Source organism: Micromonospora humida, from assembly GCF_016901255.1.
Lineage (GTDB): Bacteria > Actinomycetota > Actinomycetes > Mycobacteriales > Micromonosporaceae > Micromonospora > Micromonospora wenchangensis.
The window spans coordinates 86,835-103,395 of the sequence record NZ_JAFEUC010000019.1; the positions used below are offsets into that span (position 1 = coordinate 86,835).

At 73.0% G+C, this 16,561-nt stretch carries 12 protein-coding genes; 4 read left to right on the forward strand and 8 right to left on the reverse strand.

Annotation, left to right across the window (positions count from 1 at the left end; all coding sequences use genetic code 11):
- Window positions 1-65: 65 nt before the first annotated feature.
- The 4 genes from JQX11_RS29375 to JQX11_RS29390 form a co-directional block, all read right to left on the reverse strand.
- A complete protein-coding gene (locus tag JQX11_RS29375; protein WP_088642133.1) occupies window positions 66-284 on the reverse strand; it encodes a hypothetical protein in 219 nt (72 codons plus the stop codon).
- A 75-nt stretch (window positions 285-359) separates the two neighbouring features.
- Entirely contained in the window at window positions 360-1,463 is a 1,104-nt protein-coding gene (locus JQX11_RS33525) for an NYN domain-containing protein (protein ID WP_204928175.1), read from the reverse strand.
- A 166-nt stretch (window positions 1,464-1,629) separates the two neighbouring features.
- The gene (locus JQX11_RS29385; RefSeq protein WP_204928176.1) at window positions 1,630-2,643 is read right to left on the reverse strand and encodes a cupin-like domain-containing protein; all 1,014 of its coding nucleotides are present in this window, start codon (window positions 2,641-2,643) and stop codon (window positions 1,630-1,632) included.
- On the reverse strand, window positions 2,640-2,918 hold the full coding sequence (locus JQX11_RS29390) for a hypothetical protein (RefSeq protein WP_088642135.1): 279 nt from the start codon (window positions 2,916-2,918) through the stop codon (window positions 2,640-2,642). The genes JQX11_RS29385 and JQX11_RS29390 overlap by 4 nt, the downstream gene beginning before the upstream one ends.
- Before the next feature lie 116 nt (window positions 2,919-3,034).
- Between JQX11_RS29390 and JQX11_RS29395 the strand changes: the two genes are divergently transcribed.
- Together JQX11_RS29395 and JQX11_RS29400 are read left to right on the forward strand one after the other, a co-directional pair.
- Window positions 3,035-3,724, forward strand: a complete 690-nt coding sequence (locus JQX11_RS29395; RefSeq protein ID WP_204928177.1) for a YoaK family protein — start codon at window positions 3,035-3,037, stop codon at window positions 3,722-3,724.
- A 204-nt stretch (window positions 3,725-3,928) separates the two neighbouring features.
- Window positions 3,929-9,394, forward strand: coding sequence for an ATP-binding protein (locus tag JQX11_RS29400; protein ID WP_204928178.1), 5,466 nt, complete (start codon window positions 3,929-3,931; stop codon window positions 9,392-9,394).
- A 159-nt stretch (window positions 9,395-9,553) separates the two neighbouring features.
- Here the strand turns inward: JQX11_RS29400 and JQX11_RS29405 are convergent, their stop codons facing one another.
- The 4 genes from JQX11_RS29405 to JQX11_RS29420 form a co-directional block, all read right to left on the reverse strand.
- The gene (locus JQX11_RS29405) at window positions 9,554-11,206 is read right to left on the reverse strand and encodes a class I adenylate-forming enzyme family protein (RefSeq protein ID WP_372444650.1); all 1,653 of its coding nucleotides are present in this window, start codon (window positions 11,204-11,206) and stop codon (window positions 9,554-9,556) included.
- A gap of 149 nt (window positions 11,207-11,355) precedes the next feature.
- Window positions 11,356-12,120 (reverse strand): ABC transporter permease, encoded by a 765-nt coding sequence (locus JQX11_RS29410; RefSeq protein WP_204928179.1) that lies wholly within the window; start codon window positions 12,118-12,120, stop codon window positions 11,356-11,358.
- A 25-nt stretch (window positions 12,121-12,145) separates the two neighbouring features.
- On the reverse strand, window positions 12,146-13,126 hold the full coding sequence (locus JQX11_RS29415) for an ATP-binding cassette domain-containing protein (RefSeq protein ID WP_204928180.1): 981 nt from the start codon (window positions 13,124-13,126) through the stop codon (window positions 12,146-12,148).
- Window positions 13,127-13,219: 93 nt separating this feature from the next.
- Window positions 13,220-14,401 carry a glycosyltransferase gene (locus tag JQX11_RS29420; RefSeq protein ID WP_204928181.1) on the reverse strand — a complete coding sequence of 394 codons (1,182 nt, stop codon included), beginning with the start codon at window positions 14,399-14,401 and terminating at the stop codon, window positions 13,220-13,222.
- 168 nt (window positions 14,402-14,569) lie between these two features.
- On the opposite strand from JQX11_RS29420, the gene JQX11_RS33230 reads away from it, so the two are divergent.
- Together JQX11_RS33230 and JQX11_RS29430 are read left to right on the forward strand one after the other, a co-directional pair.
- Window positions 14,570-15,514 carry a 3-oxoacyl-[acyl-carrier-protein] synthase III C-terminal domain-containing protein gene (locus JQX11_RS33230; RefSeq protein ID WP_204928182.1) on the forward strand — a complete coding sequence of 315 codons (945 nt, stop codon included), beginning with the start codon at window positions 14,570-14,572 and terminating at the stop codon, window positions 15,512-15,514.
- Between the two features lie 116 nt (window positions 15,515-15,630).
- Complete coding sequence (locus JQX11_RS29430) at window positions 15,631-16,542, forward strand: 2-hydroxy-acid oxidase (RefSeq protein ID WP_204928183.1); 912 nt, start codon at window positions 15,631-15,633, stop codon at window positions 16,540-16,542.
- Window positions 16,543-16,561 lie beyond the last annotated feature (19 nt).

The window sequence follows — 16,561 nt, forward strand, 5'->3', positions numbered from 1 at the left end:
CCGGAACCGGCCGGAGGCGGGGCGGGCGGGACGCGGTGCGGACCGCCCGCCTGCGCCCGGACCGATCAGCGGTGCAGCCCGCGCCAGGAAGGATTGCTGCCGCGCCAGGCGTCGGCCAGGATGACCGCTGCCGCCCGGCTCGGGCACTGCTGCACGCGGGAGCGACCCGACGCCCCGCCGATCTGCGCCTGGACCTCCCAGGCTTCCCCGTCGGTACGGATGTAGACGTCCCGCCGCCCGCGTGGGCTCGGGTCACCGTTCCACCAGTGCTCCTCGACCATCATTCACCGACCGTATAGCAACTCGGCCGTGGAACGTGAGTCACGAATTCGTCGAGGCCCACCGCCGACCCCGCCCGGTCACCCCTGCCGGGGCGTGAGCAGGTAGTCGTCGGCCTCCGCACTCCAGGCCAAGGTGACCTCACCGGCAGTGGCGGCGGCCTTACCGAACTGGAGGAAACTGCGGTAGCCGAGCTTCTTCTCGCTGAATTCGGGGCGGGCCCGGCGGAGCTGGTTCTTGAGTCCGGAGAGCGCCACCGGGCCACCGGCCGCGGCCAGCTCCGCCACCACCGTACGCAGCAGCGCGAAAGCCACCTCCTGGTCACCGTGCTCAGGCAGGGACACCTCCGGGTCGCCCTTGGCCGGCCCCTCGGCCAACTCGACGACGTTGTGCCCGGCGAGGTGGCGCAGCAGCTCACCGAAGGTGCGGAACCCGTAGTCGGACTCGCTGAACGTGGGGTCCTTGCGCAGCAGGGTGCGCTTGAGCCGGGAGGCGGTCACCTCCCCCTCCGAGCTGCCCTGGAGGCCGGCGACGGTCTGGGCGACCAGCACCGCGAGCGCCTCGGCGTCGCGTACCGGTTCCTCGGCGGCGGGCGAGGACTCCGGCTGCTCCGGCTGCTCCGGTGTCGGCTCCACCGCCGTCGGCTCCGGCTGCTGCGGTTCGGCCGGGCGGGACGCGCGACCCCGCCGGCCCCGTACGGGCGGCAGGTCGACGCCCTCCAGCCGGTCGTAGTAGAGGAACTCGTCGCAGGCGGGCGGGAGCAGCGCCGAGGTCGACTTCTCCACCCCGACCCCGATCACCCGTTTGTTGAGTTCGCGCAGCTTGTGCACCAGCGGGGTGAAGTCGCTGTCCCCGGTGCAGATGACGAAGGTGGAGATGTAGCCGCGCTCGAAGGCCAACTCCACCGCGTCGACGGCCATCTTGATGTCGGCGGCGTTCTTGCGGGACGCCCCCATCCGCTGCGGGATCTCGATCAGCTCGACGTGCGAGCGGGTGAGCATCCGACGGTCCTCGTCGAAGTACGACCAGTCCGCGTACGCCCGGCGGACCACCACCCGTCCCCGCTCGGCGAGGGCGTCGGCGATCGGCCGGAAGTCGAACGCCCGCCCACCATGGTGTTCCCGGGCACCCAGGGCAAGGTTCTCGTAGTCGAGAAAGAGCGCGATTCGATCCTCGTGATCCACCGCAACACCCTAATCCCGCACCACTGCCCCACCACCCCGCCACGTCGCACACACCCCGCCGAAGCCCGGTGATCAAGAGAAAAGGTCAGCCGCCGGGCAACTTCCTGACGCATTTCTCTTGATCACCGGGGGCCAGGGCCGGTGGGGGCCGGGCGGGAGGGGTGGGTCAGCGGGGTGGGGTGGCTGCGGGTGGGGTGGCCATCTTGTGGTTCTGACCCGGGATGGCGAAGTGGTGGAAGCTGACCGTGGCGCTGACCTCCAACGCCTGCACCCAGTGCCACCAACCCACCGGCACGAACAGCAGCTGACCCGGCTCCAGCACGACGTCGAGCACCGTCGCCTCGGCGTAGCGCGGGTGCCGGGCGAGGTCCGGGTTCGCCGCGTCGACCGCGCTGAACGTGCCGCCGCGCGGATAGACCAGGTGCCGCTCGTACGACGGGACCAGCCGGACGTGCTTGCGGCCGAGCACCTGACCGAGCAGCACCGAGCTGTTGTCCACGTGCAGCGGGGTCACCGTGCCGGCCGGTCCGAGCAGCAGGTGACCGAGCCCGGACGGGTCCACGATCCCCCGCGGGGCACGGATGTCCGCGACGAGCGGGCGCAGCGCGCCTGACCAGTTCTCGTTGCGCGGCACCATGTAGTAGTCGTTGGTGTGCCGGCCCGAGGCCAGCAGCGCCAGGTACTCGCGGAACGGCATGCTGGTGCGGTGCCGGTCGTACTGCCAGGCGTGGTCGGGGTTGGCCTCCCGGCCGGTCATCACCTCGACCACGGCGTCACCGCAGGCCGCCGCCAGGCCGGGAAGCGTCCAGCCGAGGGCGGGCCAGTCGGCCATCAGGCCGTCCAGCACGACCGGCCGGTTGCCGAAGTAGTAACGGGAGAAGAACTCCCCGGGGTCGAGGTCCGCGCGCCGTTCCAGCGTCCGCCCGCCGTCGCTGTCGCGCAGCGTCCGGTACGTGTCGAGCACCGACTCCAGCCAGTCGTAGCGCAGCGCGAGCCGCCGGCACACCGCGAAGTACGGATGGTCGGTCAGTTCCCGCAGCTCGGCGTCGACGGCCTGCGGGTCGGCGGACCCGGCGGCGGCCACCGCCCGCGCCTGCGCCACCGACGCGCCCATGGCCAGGTTCTCGACCAGCCACTCCCGCCAGGCGGGGTCGAGCCGGGGCGGGACGACGGTGGTCATGCCCCGGCCGCCGGCACGAGGGTGAGCCGGGGCGGGCGGACCGCCTCCTGGCAGGTCGGGTACGAGTTCTTCACGTGCTCGGGGAAGTGCTCGGCGGCCGGCGGCGGGGTGAGCCGCAGCTGGCGGGTGTACTCCTGGCAGTTGACGTAGGAGTTCTTCACGTGGGCCGGGATGTGGTCCGGGGGCGGGGTGAGCCGCGCCTCGCGGGCGTACTGGTCGCAGTTGACGTAGGAGCCCTTGACGTGGGCGGGGAAGTGGTCCGGCAGCTCGGTCATGGGGCCAGTCAACGGGCCCCGGCGTCCCGGCCACCAGGGGTCGGTGTCCCGGCCGCCCGGGACGTTCCCGCAGGTCATGGGTAGACTGCCGGCCGGAAACGATCATCGGAAGGGCCATGACGAAGAGCTACGAGGTGCCGCTGCTGGTGCTGACCGCGGCGACCGGCGCGGTCGACGGCGTCAGCTATCTCGCCCTGGACCGGGTCTTCACCGGCAACATGACGGGCAACGTGCTCTTCATCGGGTTCGGGCTGGCCGGGGTGTCCGGCCTGCCGGTGCTCAACAACCTGGTGGCGTTGCTGACGTTCATGCTCGGCGCGGTGCTCGCCGCGCGGCTGACCCGGGGCGCGCCGGGGCCGGCGGCGTTGCCCGCCGCCGGGCTGGCCATCCTGGTCGGCGGCAGTGTGCTCTCGCTCGCGCTGGCCGGGTTCTGGCTCGTCACCGGCCCCCCGGCGCACGGGGTGATGCTGGTCGTCACCGGTCTGCTCGCCCTGGTGCTCGGCGCGCAGGCCGCGGCGGTCAAGCACATCGGCATCCGGGACCTCTCCACGGTGGTGGTGACCATGACCATGGTGAACCTCTCCGCCGACAGCCGGGCCGCCGGCGGTCCGGGCACCGCCTGGCTCCGCCGGTTCGGGGCGATCACCACGATGGGCCTGGGCGCGTTCGTCTCCGCCGTGCTGACGTTGCGGGTGAACGGGGCGGTGGCGCTGGTCGTGGCCGGCGCGCTGTTGACTCTCGGCACGGCGCTGGTCGCGGTGGTCCGCCGCCGGGAGGTCGCCGCGGCGGCGTCGACGCACGGCTGACCCCGGCGACCTGCGGCGGGTGCCGCAGACCCTCCGGCGCGGGCGGGGAAGACCAAAAACTTTTGTGGGGTTCCTACAACGGTCACCGCTCAGGGTTCGGTGTTTACGACATGGCGCTACCGGCCGGCACGCGGAAGGGTGATCGCTGTCGGGGGTCGATGCCTTGCGGCGCGTACTCGTGGATCTACCGGAGGAGTCGGTCGGGTGTTCAGCCGTGTCGCCATCGTCAACCGGGGTGAGGCCGCGATGCGCCTCATTCACGCGGTCCGAGAGCTGGCCGCGCAGACCGACACTCCCATCGAGACGGTGGCCCTCTATACCGATGTCGACCGCACCGCGACCTTCGTCCGCGAGGCCGACATCGCCTACGACCTGGGGCCGGCGTCCGCCCGGCCGTACCTCGACCTGAAGAAGCTCGAACAGGCCCTGGTCGAGACCGGGGCCGACGCGGTGTGGGTCGGGTGGGGTTTCGTCGCCGAGGACCCGGCCTTCGCGGAGCTGTGCGAGAAGATCGGCATCACCTTCGTCGGGCCGAGCCCGGACGCGATGCGCAAGCTCGGCGACAAGATCGGCGCGAAGCTGATCGCCGAGGAGGTCGGCGTGCCGGTCGCGCCGTGGAGCCGGGGCGCGGTGGAGACCCTGGAGGCCGCGATCGCCGCCGCCGCCGAGATCGGCTACCCGCTGATGCTCAAGGCGACCGCCGGTGGTGGCGGGCGGGGCATCCGCGTGGTCACCAGCGACGCCGAGCTGGCCGACGCCTACCAGCGCACCAGCCAGGAGGCGGCCCGCGCCTTCGGCAGCGGGATCGTGTTCCTGGAGCGCCTGGTCACCGGTGCCCGGCACGTCGAGGTGCAGGTGATCGCGGACGGTCAGGGCACCGCCTGGGCGCTCGGCGTACGGGACTGCTCGGTGCAGCGGCGCAACCAGAAGGTCATCGAGGAGTCGGCCTCGCCGGTGCTCGGCCCGGAGCAGACGGCCGAACTCAAGTCCTCGGCCGAGCGGCTGGCCGTCGCGGTCGGCTACCGGGGTGCCGCGACCGTCGAGTTCCTCTACCACCCGGGTGACCGGCTGTTCGCCTTCCTGGAGGTCAACACCCGGCTCCAGGTGGAGCACCCGATCACCGAGCTGACCACCGGGTTCGACCTGGTCAAGGCGCAGTTGCACGTCGCGGCGGGCGGCCGGCTCGACGGTGTGCCGCCGCTGGAGCGCGGGCACGCCATCGAGGCCCGGCTCAACGCCGAGGACCCGGACCGCGACTTCGCCCCCGCCCCGGGCCGGATCGCCCGGCTGGACCTGCCCGCCGGCCCCGGCATCCGGGTCGACACCGGGGTCAGCGAGGGCGACACCATCCCGGCCGACTTCGACTCGATGATCGCGAAGATCATCGCGTACGGGCGGGACCGGGACGAGGCGCTCGGCCGGCTGCGCCGGGCGATGGCCGAGACCACGGTGATCATCGAGGGTGGCGCGACGAACAAGAGCTTCGTGCTCGACCTGCTCGACCAGCCCGAGGTGATCGACGCCAGCGCCGACACCGGCTGGATCGACCGGGTACGCGCCGAGGGCCGGCTCGTGTCGCACCGGCACTCCGCCGTCGCGCTCGCCGCCGCCGCGATCGAGGCGTACGAGGAGCAGGAGCAGGCCGAGCAGCAGCGGCTGCTGTCGACGGCGTTCGGCGGGCGGCCCCAGGTGCAGCACGCCAGCGGCCGGCCGTTGGACCTCAAGCTGCGCGGCGTCGGCTACCGGATGCGGGTGGCCCGGGTCGGCGCGCACCGGTTCCGGGTCGGCATCGAGGCCGGTGGCGACGTGCACACCGCCGACGTCGAGCTGGACCGCTTCGACAGGCACACCGGGCAGATCGCCGTCAACGGCGCCCGGTACCGGCTGCTCACCGGCACCCACGGCGCGATCCACCTGGTCGAGGTGGACGGCGTGACCCACCGGGTCGGCCGCGACGAGGGCGGCGTGGTCCGTTCGCCCATGCCGGCGCTGGTCGTCGCCACCCCGGTGGAGGTGGGCGCCGAGGTCGAGGCGGGCGCACCGGTGCTGGTGCTGGAGGCGATGAAGATGGAGACGGTGCTGCGGGCACCGTTCCGGGCCCGGCTCAGGGAGTGCGGCGTCTCCGTCGGCAGCCAGGTGGAGGCCGGCGCGGCGCTGCTGCGGCTGGAGCCGCTCGCCGACGACACCGACGACGCCCCGGTCGCCGAGGCCGCCGCGCCGGTCGCCCTGGACCTGCCCGCCGCGCCCGACCAGGCCCCGGCGGTCGAACGGTCCCGACGCGGCCAGGAGGACCTCCGTGGGCTGCTGCTGGGCTTCGACGTGGATCCGCACGACGACGGCCGGGTGCTCGACGAGTACCTCGCGGCGCGGCGGGCCGCCATCGAGGACGGCCACCGCCCGCTGGCCGAGGAGATCGACCTCGTCGACGTCTTCGCCGACCTCGCCGAACTCAGCCGCAACCGGCTGACCGGGGAGGACGGCAGCGGCGACAACCACGTCCCCAGCGCCCGCGAGCACTTCCACACCTACCTGCAGAGCCTCGACGTCGAGCGGGCCGGTCTGCCGGCGCACTTCCAGGCCAAGCTGGCCAAGGCGCTCGGCCACTACGGCGTCACCGAGCTGGACCGCTCCCCCGCCCTCGAGGCCGCCGTTTTCCGGATCTTCCTGGCCCAGCAGCGGGCGGCCACCGACGCGGCGGTCATCGCGACGTTGCTGCGCGCCTGGCTGCGTGAGCCGCCGCCGGACGCGGTGCTGCGCGAGCCCGCCGGCCTCGCGTTGGAGCGGCTGGTGGCGGCGACGCAGGTGCGTTTCCCGGTCGTCGCCGACCTGGCCCGGGGGGTGGTGTTCGCCTGGTTCGCCCAGCCGCTGCTGCTGCGCAACCGCGCCCGGCTGTACGCCTCGGTCCGCCGGCACCTGCGTCACCTGGACGCGAACCCGGACGCGGCGGACCGCACCGAGCGGGTGGCGGAGATGGTCCGCAGCACCGAACCCCTGGTGCGGGTGCTCGGCCAGCGGCTCGTGCGGGACCACCTCGACAACGCGGTGATGCTGGAGGTGCTGACCCGGCGGTACTACGGCAACAAGGGCCTGGCCGACGTGCGGACCCGGCGGGTGGCGGACTGCACGTTCGTGGTCGCCGAGCGGGCCGACTCCAGCCTGCTGTCCGCCGCCGTCCGGTTCGACGCGCTGGGCGACGCGCTACGTGGGCTCGCCGAGCTGGCCGGGGACGGCTCCGCCGTCGACGCCGACATCTACCTCGGCTGGGAGAACCAGCCGGAGGACTTCGACGCGATGGCCGCCGCGCTGCTGGAGGTCGTCAACGCGCACCCGCTGCCGGCCCAGGTCCGCCGGCTCACCACCACCGTCGCGGGGCGCGGCGGCGCGGTGATGCACCACCACTTCACGTTCCGCCCGTCGAGCACGGGGATGAGCGAGGAGCGGCTGATCCGGGGCCTGCACCCGTACATCGCGCAGCGGATGCAGTTGGAGCGGCTGCGCAAGTTCGACCTGACCCGGCTGCCGTCGTCGGACGAGGAGGTCTACCTCTTCCAGGCCGTCGCGCGGGAGAACCCGTCCGACGAGCGGCTCGTCGCGTTCGCCCAGGTGCGTGACCTGACCGCGCTGCGGGAGCACGACGGTCGGCTGGTCGCCCTGCCCACGGCCGAGGACATCGTCGCCACCTGCCTGGACTCGATCCGCCGGGCGCAGACCCGCCGCCCGTCCAAGACCCGCTTCAACACCAACCGGATCGTCATCTACGTCTGGCCGCCGAGCGACCTGACCCGCGAGGAGATGGAGATGATCGCCGGGCGGGTCCGCCCGACGACCGTCGGCGCGGGGCTGGAGGAGATCCTGTTCATCGCCCGGCAGCGCGACCGCCGGACCGGCGAGCTGAACAAGATCGCGGTACGGATCGCGTTCGACGCCACCGGCGGGGCCGAGCTGACGATGGGTGAGCCGCCGGTCGACCCGGTCGAGCCGCTCGACGACTACCGGCTGAAGGTGCTGCGGGCCAGCAGCCGCAACACGGTCTACCCGTACGAGCTGACCGGGCTGCTCGGCCAGTTCGTCGAGCACGACCTCGACGACGACCACGCGCTGGTGCCGGTGGACCGGCCCCGGGGGCGCAACACGGCGGCGATCGTCGCGGGCGTGGTCACCACGCCGACCCCGAGGCACCCGCAGGGCGTCACCCGGGTGGTGCTGCTGGGCGACCCGACCAAGTCGCTCGGCGCGCTCTCCGAGGCCGAGTGCCGTCGGGTGATCGCCGCCCTGGACCTCGCCGAGCGGTTGCAGGTGCCGCTGGAGTGGTACGCCCTGTCGGCCGGCGCGCGGATCTCGATGACGTCGGGCACCGAGAACATGGACTGGGTGGCGGCGGCGCTCAAGCGGATCGTCGAGTTCACCCAGGACGGCGGCGAGATCAACATCGTGGTCGCGGGGATCAACGTGGGCGCCCAGCCGTACTGGAACGCCGAGGCGACGATGCTCATGCACACCCGGGGCATCCTGGTGATGACGCCGGAGGCCGCGATGGTGCTCACCGGCAAGCAGTCGCTGGACTTCTCCGGCGGGGTGTCCGCCGAGGACAACTTCGGCATCGGCGGCTACGACCGGGTGATGGGCCCCAACGGGCAGGCGCAGTACTGGGCGCCGAACCTGACGGCGGCCCGGGACGTGCTGATGGCGTACTACGACCACACGTACGTCGCGCCCGGGGAGAGCGAGCCGCGCCGGGCGACCACCGTCGACCCGGTGGACCGGGACATCTCCGCCTTCCCGCACACCGTGGCGGGCAGCGACTTCACCACCGTCGGCGAGATCTTCTCCGCCACCGCCAACCCGGACCGCAAGAAGCCGTTCGACATCCGTACGGTGATGCGGGCGCTGTCCGACCAGGACCACCCGGTGCTGGAGCGGTGGGCGGGCATGGCCGACGCGGAGACCGCCGTGGTGCAGGACGTCCACCTCGGTGGCATCCCGGTCTGCCTGCTCGGCATCGAGTCGCGGTCGGTGCCCCGGCGGGGCTTCCCGCCCACCGACGGCCCGGACACCTACACCGCGGGCACCCTGTTCCCCCGCTCGTCCAAGAAGGCCGCGCGGGCGATCAACGCGGCCAGCGGCAACCGGCCGCTGGTGGTGCTGGCCAACCTGTCGGGCTTCGACGGCTCACCCGAGTCGATGCGCAAGCTGCAACTGGAGTACGGGGCCGAGATCGGCCGGGCGATCGTCAACTTCCGCGGGCCGATCGTGTTCTGCGTGATCTCCCGGTACCACGGCGGGGCGTTCGTGGTCTTCTCCAAGGCGCTGAACCCGAACATGACGGTGCTGGCACTGGAGGGCTCGTTCGCCTCGGTGCTCGGCGGCGCCCCGGCCGCGGCGGTGGTGTTCTCCGGCGACGTCAACGCCCGTACGGCGGCCGACCTGCGGGTACGCGACCTGGAGGCGCGGGTGGCGGCGGCCACCGGCACCGAGCGTGCCGCGCTCACCGCCGAACTCGACGAGACCCGCGCGGCGGTCCGGGCGGAGAAGCTCGGCGAGGTCGCGGCGGAGTTCGACCGGGTGCACAACATCGGGCGGGCGGTGGAGGTCGGCTCGGTCGACGCGGTGATCCGGGCCGCCGAGCTGCGTCCCCGCGTCATCGAGGCGATCGAGTCCCGACTGGGCTGACGCCGGGGTGGGGCCGGCGGAACCCGCCGGCCCCGGCTACCCGCCCGGGGAGTGTCGTCGGGAACGGCCCTGTGCCCCACCCGCATGAACATGCCGGTGGGGCACAGGGCCGTTCGGACGTGTGCCCGGCCCGCCACGGCGGGCGCAGCGGGCGCCGGGTCAGCCGGCGCTGGCCGCCCCGGCGTCGGCCAGCAGCCGCTGGCGCATCAGGAACTTGCGGACCTTGCCCGTCGGCCCCATCACCACGCCGTCGGCGGGCACCGTGACCACCCGCCGCAGCGTCGCGGCGACCACCGGGCCGAGCGCGGCGCGGACCTGGTCGGAGCGGTCGAGTTCCGGGTCGGCGTCCTCGGCGAGCACGAGCAGCACCTCGGTGACGGTCCGGTCGTCGGCCTCCCGGGCCGCGATGACCGTGCAGTCGCGGACGTCGGGGCAGTGCTTGAGGATGCGTTCCTCGGACAGCGCCGTGTAGAGCCAGTTGCCGTCGCCCAGGTCGACCGCGTCGCTGGCCCGGTCGACGTGGTGGTAGTTGCCGTCCGGGTCGCGGTACATCAGGTCACCGGTGAGGTAGTAGCCGCCCAGCCGGGTGCGGAACGTGTTGACCGAGTCGTTCCAGTACCCGAGCGCCAGGGTCGGCGACTTGAGCCCGACGTGCCCCACCTGCCCCTCGGGAACCTCCTCGCCGGTGGTGACGTCGAGCAGGGCGATCTGCGCGAACGGGTACGGCTTGCCGACGCATCGGTCGTAGTGGTCGCTGCCGAGGCGGTGGCTGATCCGGAACGCGCCGTGGCCCATCTCGGTGGAACCGAGCATGTCGACGAACTTGGACCCGGGCACGTCCACCATGCCCTGCCGGGTGTACGCGGGGTGGCTGCCCACGGCGACCAACCGCCGCACGTGCGACTCGTGGGCGCAGTCCCCGGTGTTGAACCAGTTGCGCACGGAGCTCAGGTCGCGGGTGGTCAGGTCGTGGCGGGCCAGCTCGGACCAGGTCACCGCGAAACCGAAGACACCCGTCGGCCGCCAGCGTTCGATGGCGTCGAGGATCGTCTCGGCGCTGCTGGCGAACGGGCCACCCTGCGCCGACAGGTAGAGCAACTGGTAGCTGTTACACAACGCCTGGTTGACCGTGATGATGCCGGCGGCGTGCGCGGCCGGCAGCACGGACAGCTCACGCACCTCGCCGTACGGGCGGGACTCGGTGAGCCGGACGGCCCGGATGGCGGCGAACAGGCCGTGGTGCGAGTGGGCGATCGCGGCCGGCACCCGGGTGGTGCCCGACGAGTGGGTGATGGCGACCGGGTCCTCGGGGTGGTGGCGGTAGTGCGGTGGAGCCTGGTCGGGGTCGCCGGTGCCGGTCTCGGCGGCGTCACCGAGGATCGGCACCCCGAGGTCGTGCCCGCGCAGCGCGGCGTGGTCGGCGTCGACGACGACGCCGACGCCGCGCAGCCGCCTGATGAACTCGGCCGCCAACTCGATCGGCATGTTGCCGTTCATCAGGGCCGGGATCGCGCCGAGCCGGTTGAGGGCGAAGAAGTTGAGGAACACGTCGGGCGCGGACGTCACGTAGATCGCGACCGGGTCACGCCAGCCGACGCCCCGCTGCCGGAACCAGTCGGCGCGGGCGGCGACCCGCTCGGTGAGGGTGGCCAGCGACAGCGGCGTCCAGGCGGGGATGCCGTCCACGTCGACGTCGAAGGTCACCCGGGGCAGGTCCGGGTCGGCGCCGTGTTCGGCGAGCCGGAGCAGGACGTTGCCGGCCCCCAGCTCCATGTCGGCCGCGAGCGTCGCCCGGAAGTTGTCGGCACCCAACGAGTTGTCTCCTCACCTGGCACGCTCACGGTCACCGCACCCCGGCGCAGCAGCCGATCTGGGACACGCTCAGGCTAGAGCGCCGATCACCTGCAGACAATGGCCAACATCAATCCTGGTCACACCGGTCCGGCCGACGGCGCTCCGGCTCAGGAGACCTCCCGGTTGAACAGGTGCGACGACCAGACCAGGCTGATCGCGGCCAGCACGATCATGATGAGGGCGCCCTGCCAGACCACGGGCTCGGTGATCTGCCCGTTGAACAACGCCCGCATGCCGTTGGTCGCCCACGAGAACGGGTTCCAGAACGCGACCTGTTGGATCCACAGTGGTGCCAGCACCAGGGGGATGAGCACCCCGGCGAGCAGCGAGATCGGCTGGCCGACGGTGTTGACCAGCACGCCGAGGCTGTTCTCGTTGCGCACCAGCAGCGCGATGTCGTACGAGATCGAGGTGCTCAGCAGCACCATCACCGACAGCAGCGCGTACGAGATGAGCAGGTTGCCCAGGTGCACCCGCAACCCGAACGGCAACGCCACGATCGTGATGATCACCGCCTGCACCACGTTCAGGCAGACGTGCATCAGGGCCCGGCCCAGCAGCAGGCCGGTCCGGCTCACCGGGGTCACCCGGCACCTGTCGATGATGCCGGCGCGCAGCGCGCTGAGCAGCCCGTACCCGGCGAACAGGCCACCGAACAGGCCCATCGCCACGAACAGGCCGGGCACGTAGATGCGGTAGGCGTCGGCGTACGAGGAGGCGCCCCGGTCGACCATCACCACCTTGAGGAACGGGGCGAACAGGATGAGGTAGGTGACCGGCTGGGCCAGGCTGAACGCCACCATCACCGGGTTGCGCACCATCAGACCGACCTCCTGTTGGAAGATCAGCCAGGTGTCGCGGACCAGTTTCACTGCGGCTCCTCTCGTGCCGGCCGGTTCACTCCTGAAGAGAGCGGCCGGTCTTGGCCAGGAAGACGTCGTCGAGGCTCGGCCGGCGGGCCTCGATCGCCCCGGGCTCGATCCCTCGCGTCAGCAGGGTGCGCATGATCTGCGGGATCGCCGTCGCGGCACTGTCCACATAGAGCCGCAGGGTGCCGTCGACCGCCTCCGACGAGTGCACGTACGGCTGCTCGGCCAGCAGCTTCGTGGCGATCGGCAGGTCGGCGTCGGTCGGGCCGTCGGTCACGTCGGCGCGGGTCAGGTCGATCGCGACCACGTCGCCGGAGATCTCCCGCTTGAGATCCGACGGGGTGCCCTCGGCGACGATCCGACCATCGTCGATGATGGACAGCCGGTCGCACAGGGTGTCGGCCTCGTCGAGGTAGTGGGTGGTGAGGAAGACCGTCATGCCCTCCGCGCGCAGCCGCCGGACCTCCTGCCACATCCGTACCCGGCTGGGCGGGTCCAGCCCGGCGGTCGGTTCGTCGAGGAAGATGACCTGCGGAGAGTGGATCACCCCGAGCGCCACGTCGAGCCGCCGACGCTGCCCCCCGGAGTACGTCCTGATCCGCCGGTCGGCGAAGTCGCCGAGCTGGAACGCACCGATCGCCGCCTCGGCCCGGCGCTGCGCCTCGGCCTTGCCGAGGCCGTACAGCCGGGCCTGGAGCACCAGGTCCCGGCGGGCGGTCGAGTCGTCGTAGGTGCCGCTGGCCTGGGCCACGAAACCGATCTGCCGGCGCACCTGGGCCGGAGCCCGCAGCAGGTCGACGCCCGCGATCGACGCCCGGCCCCCGTCGGGGCGGATCAGCGTGGCCAGCATCCGCATGGTGGTGGACTTGCCCGCGCCGTTGGGGCCGAGGAACCCGACGATCTCGCCCCGCTCGACGGCGAAGTCCACCCCCCGCACCGCCTCGACGGTGCCGGCGTTGCGGCCACGGCCGACCCGGTAGGACTTGCGCAGGCCGGTGGCCTCGATCATCGAGCCTCCTCGGACGGGGACGACGCCGGGCCACGGGGTGTCGACCCACGGGGTGTCGACGGTGGACGGCGACACCCCTGCGGGTGCGTCAGGTCAGGCTAGTGTGGCCGTACCCGAAGGACAATGGTCGATGGGCCGGGCGGCCAGGGCGGCGAGGTGCCGGGCGGCGGCGGCCGCGCCACCGGCGGCGGCGAACGACTCGCCCACCCGGCGGGCCCTCTCCCGGTAGCCCGGATCGTCGAGTACGGCGGTGAGCGCGGCGGTGAGGTCCGCCGGGGTCGCCGAGGCGAACGCGACCTCGATTCCGGCGCCCGCATCGGTCACCTGGCGGGCCACCGCCGGGTGGTCGTGCCGGATCGGCGCGACGACCACCGGCACGCCGTGCGCCAACGCCTCGGTGACGGTGCCCAGCCCGCCGTGCGACACCACCGCGTCCAGCCGGGGCATCAACTCCAGCACCGGCACCCGGGGAGCCGCCAGCACGTGCGCGGGCGGATCGGGCAGCACGTCGGGCGAGGCGGTGACCACCACCTGCACCCGGTCGGCCAGGGCCGCCGTCGCCGCCATCATCCGCCGGTAGAAGTCCCGGGCCAGGTGCTCGGCCATCGTCCCGACGGTGACCAGCAGGTGCCGGCGGGTCGGGTCCCAGGCGGCCCAGTCGAAGGCCGGCGCGTCGGGGCGGTGACCCAGGGCCGGGCCGGTCAGCACGCACCGGGCCGGCAGCGGCGTCGCACCGGTCAGCGCCGTGCCGGTCAGCCCGAGCACCAGGTACGGCGAGAACCGCAGGTCGATCGCGTCGTCGACGGGCACGTCGGTCATCGCCCAGACCCTGGCCAACTGCGCGCGCACGTAGTCGGTGAACCCGGGCAGGTCCGGCGGGGTGAGTTCCAGCGCGCCCACGCAGAAGGTCGCCCACGGCACCCCGTGCCGGTGCGCGGCCAGCGCGCCGGCCAGCGCGTACTGGTCGACGACGACGACGTCCGGCCGGTGCTCGGCGACCGCCCGGTCCACGGCGTCCCGGATGAACCGGTTGACCGGCAGCACGTGCCCCTCCCAGAGGCTGCGCACCGACGCCATGCCGGTCTCGCCGTCGAGGCGGAAGTACCGCTTACCGGTCGGGTAGAGCGTCGCGTCGGGGCCGATCAGCGGGCGCAGGTCGGTGCGGGGGCCGCACCACGCCACCTCGTGCCCGGCGGCCTGGAGCGCCTGGCCGATGGCGAGCGGGGCGTTGAGGTGCGACGCCACCGGCAGGACGACGAACAGGAAGCGGGCCACGTCGATATTCTGGCACGCGTTGACAGCGACGGACGCCGCTGATGGGATTCCTGCCGTGGCGGTCGACGAGCAACGCTCCCGGGTACGACCGTCCACTGTGCCATCCGACGGTGGGAGGGGTTCCGGCCCGGTCGCCGGCCACCTCCGGTCGACTCCGGTGCCGGCGGCATGACGGCGCTCGACGCGGTCGCGGTCCACCTGCCGCCGCACCGCGTCCCGATCGAGAGCCTGGCCGGCCCGCTGGAGCTGACCGAGATGCAGGTCCGGCTGTTCCGCCGGTTCCACGGTCTCGACCAGGTACGCCGCGATCCCGACCGGTCCCTGGCCGACCTGCTCCGGCACGCCGCCACCGGGCTCACCGCCCTGCGCGGGCAGGAACACCGGGTCCGGTTCGTGCTGTACGGGCGGGCGTTCCCCGTCGTCGTCCCGTACCCGGTCAACCCGTTGCACGACGTCTGCCGCACGCTGGGGCTCGGCCACGCGGTCGCCTTCACCCTGACCCAACAGTCCTGTGCCAGCGCACTGCTCGCCATCGAGATGGCCGGTCGGCTGCTGGCCGCCGAGCCGGGGCCGCACCCGCCGGGCGAGGGACCGTTGGCGCTGGTGCTCACCGCCGAGAAGGCGTTCACCCGCGACGCCCAGTTCATCCCGGAGACCTCCGTGTTCAGCGAGGGGGCGTCGGCGTGCCTGGTCAGCCTCGACGGCCCCCGCGACCGGCTGCTCGGCTACGCGTGCCGGCAACGGGGCGAGTTCGACGTCGCCGGTGGCGCGTCCGGCGCGCAGTTCCAGCGCGAGTACCGGCCGGCGCTGGCGGACGTGATCGGCCGGGCCCTCGCGGTGGCCGGGGTGGACCTCGACGACATCCGGCTGATCCTGCCGCACAACGTCAACGTGGTGACCTGGCAACGGCTGAGCCGGCTGATCGGGTTCCCCCGCGACCGGGTGCTGCTGGACAACGTCCGGGAGACCGGCCACGTGTTCTGCGCCGACGCGTTCACCAACTACCTGACCGCCCGCGACCGTGGCCTGCTCAACCCGGGTGACCGTTACCTGGTCGCGGCGGTCGGGGCCGGCGAGGGCGCGACCTTCGCCGCGATGGTCTTCGCCCATTGAGACCGCGACGGTCTCCGCCCGCCGAGACCGCGATGGTGTCGTCGCCCACTGACGCCGCGACGGTCTCCGCCCACCCGGACCGCGGGCCGGCCGGACACCGAGGAAGGAGCACCGCGATGGCGGTCCCGTCGACCGACCTGCACCTGATCCGGGCCGCCCGGCGGGTCTTCACCGGGCCGGCCACGCTGCTGGACGATCCGGACCAGCGGGCCCGGTCCGCCCGCTACCTGGCCGACCTGACCCACCCGTACGGGCTGGAACTGCCGGACGGCCCGGGGCAGGAGGCGCTGGGCCGGTCCCACGCGGAGATGGCCGAGGCGCTGATCGGGGCGCTCGTGCCGCCGGAGGAACCGGTCGACCTGCTCGTGCTGGCGTTCGCCCGGCACGACGTGCTGCCCGGCCGGGCCACCGCCACCTACCTGAGCCACCTCTGCCCGGGGACGCCGCTCTCCTTCGCCGTCTGCGACCAGGGCCCGGCGGCGGTCGTCAGCGGTCTCCGGCTCGCCCACGCGTACGCGTCCCCGGGCGACCGCACGACGGCCCTGCTGATCGCCGTCGACCAGGCCGTGCTTCCCTACCGCACGCCGCCGCCCGCCCCGGCCCGGCAGCAGGCCGTCGCCATGCTGTACCGCACCGCCCCGGCGGAGGGGGCGGTGCCGGAGCACACCGGCGACGTGGTGCGCGCCCCGGCCCGGATGACGGTGCTCCGCCAACATCCGGACGTGGCGGCCGGCGACGTCGCGGCGCTTGCCGGGTCCGAGCTGGCCGCGCTGTCGGCGGGCCGGCCCGACGCCCGGATGGTGCTCGGCGTCGACCTCGCGGCGGCCTGGCCGGCGCACCCGACCGACGGGGTGACCGTCGCCCCGCCGGGCCAACCGGTCACCGGACCGTGGTGGACCCTGCTCGACGTCCTCGCCGCCGACCCGGACCGGTCCCGGCCGGTGCTGACCGCCGACTACGACCCCGATCTGCGCTACCTCTGCCTGACCGGCTGGGAGACCACCCCGGCCGACACCCGGCCCCGCTGACCTGGCCCCGCCGGCCCGT

What these genes read in the sequence shown, in the direction of transcription:
- JQX11_RS29375 (WP_088642133.1), bottom strand. Translation starts at nt 284, where the DNA reads ATGATGGTCGAGGAGCACTGGTGGAACGGTGACCCGAGCCCACGCGGG.
- JQX11_RS29385 (WP_204928176.1), bottom strand. Translation starts at nt 2,643, where the DNA reads ATGACCACCGTCGTCCCGCCCCGGCTCGACCCCGCCTGGCGGGAGTGG.
- JQX11_RS29390 (WP_088642135.1), bottom strand. Translation starts at nt 2,918, where the DNA reads ATGACCGAGCTGCCGGACCACTTCCCCGCCCACGTCAAGGGCTCCTAC.
- JQX11_RS29395 (WP_204928177.1), top strand. Translation starts at nt 3,035, where the DNA reads ATGACGAAGAGCTACGAGGTGCCGCTGCTGGTGCTGACCGCGGCGACC.
- JQX11_RS29415 (WP_204928180.1), bottom strand. Translation starts at nt 13,126, where the DNA reads ATGATCGAGGCCACCGGCCTGCGCAAGTCCTACCGGGTCGGCCGTGGC.
- JQX11_RS33230 (WP_204928182.1), top strand. Translation starts at nt 14,570, where the DNA reads ATGACGGCGCTCGACGCGGTCGCGGTCCACCTGCCGCCGCACCGCGTC.
- JQX11_RS29430 (WP_204928183.1), top strand. Translation starts at nt 15,631, where the DNA reads ATGGCGGTCCCGTCGACCGACCTGCACCTGATCCGGGCCGCCCGGCGG.